General features: G+C 27.3%; 1 protein-coding gene. It reads left to right on the top strand.

The annotated features are described in order from the left end of the window. Positions 1–515: 515 nt before the first annotated feature. Positions 516–1,142: a hypothetical protein gene (locus KYD98_RS18000; protein WP_219781424.1), complete on the top strand. Its 627-nt coding sequence runs from the start codon at positions 516–518 to the stop codon at positions 1,140–1,142. The last annotated feature ends 378 nt before the right edge of the window (positions 1,143–1,520 follow it).

Genomic DNA, 1,520 nt, shown 5'->3' with positions numbered 1-1,520 from the left:
TCTTTTGTAATTTGTTTGTGCAAATCAATTTTACACTATAAAAAGGTGGTTTTTTATATTTTAAAAAATAATTTTTTGTTAAAATAGATACTACCAATTATATGGTTATTAACTGTCCGTAAGTCAGGGTACTGAGGGGATAAGTGAAGCTGAAAACATTCTAAAAAAAGGTTATGATCCTATATTAGCAGATAAATCAATTGCTGCTAGAGATGCAAAGGTTGCTGAAATACAAGCTAAGAGTAAAAGCCAACAGCAAAAATATATAACAGTTGTTGGTGGATATAATATTGAAACAGGTGAAGTTGCAGTTGGCGTAAAAAATACTGCTACTGATTATAAAAAGTGTGCTGAAAATTTAGTCGTAGAGCAATTGGGGGGAGATCCTTCGAAGGTAATTATGACACCTGCTATTCGTCCACGAAATAATGCAACGATACCTGTATGTAAATACTGTCAAGAAAAATATTCCACAAGTAACTTTATACCAGGAACAACATTTGGAGGGGATTAAAATGAAAATTAATAATATACAAGAAATAATCAAAAAAATTGAATGGAAAAGTCTAAAAAAAGAAGGAGGTACATGTGAATATGTTCCAGAAACAATAGCAGAGTTAGTAACTAATAATCAAAATGATAGAGAAAAAATGTATTGGCAATACGATAATAATGTTGTAGTTCAGAGTTATCTTTATGATGGAGCATTTTATTTAATTCCTTTTTTAATTGAAATGCTAAAAGCGGACGATATTATAGAAAAAAAAGAAGTTTATAATTTGCTGTATGAAATTGGAAACGGGTCAGCTGAATTTGATAAAATAGTAACATATAAAACTGATAGTTATCCATTTGAATATTATATTCCATGTGAAAATGGTGTATCATTACCGTTGGGGATTGCGTGCAGAAATGCCGTTTTAAAAGGATGGAATATATATATTACTGAAATTTTGAATGAAAAGTCCTTATTTAGAAATAATGCATTAGAATTAATGTTTAGTTTTATTGAGTATAAAGTGATACAAAAAGAGGTATTAGAAAAACTATTTGAAAAAGAAAAAGATACAGAATTTTATCAAGTGGCTAAAGGGTATTACGATGAGATAATAGAGCTTATAGAACATGATATAGAAATATAATAATATGCTATATAGGGAATTTTTGAATACTTTAAAGAAGATATTAATTATATAGAGAAAACTTTAAGGACTAGAATAATGTAAGTAGGTGAATTAGTATTGTTTATTTTGTTGACTGACTCGCTACAAAATACTTAATAAATTGACTGCAAAATTTAGTTTAACCAAAGGTGTAACAATAAATAATTGAAATTTATTAATTTATGTAACCTCGATAAATTGCTACTTGATGCATAATTAGAATTCTCTAGTGAGTTGATTATTATCAAGAAAAAATCAATCAAAAAAGTTACGTAGTAGTCTGACTTACGGACAGTTATTATCAAAATTATTGAATAAATTCCATAATAAATTTAATTTTAAATTATTATGGAATTT

The organism is Clostridium weizhouense (assembly GCF_019431045.1).
Classification (GTDB): Bacteria; Bacillota; Clostridia; order Clostridiales; family Clostridiaceae; genus Clostridium; species Clostridium weizhouense.
The sequence above is the reverse complement of the archived record's forward strand: the minus strand, read 5'-3'. Positions and strand labels throughout refer to the sequence as shown.

Coding starts and splice junctions, on each gene's coding strand:
- KYD98_RS18000 (WP_219781424.1), top strand. CDS start 516: ATGAAAATTAATAATATACAAGAAATAATCAAAAAAATTGAATGGAAA.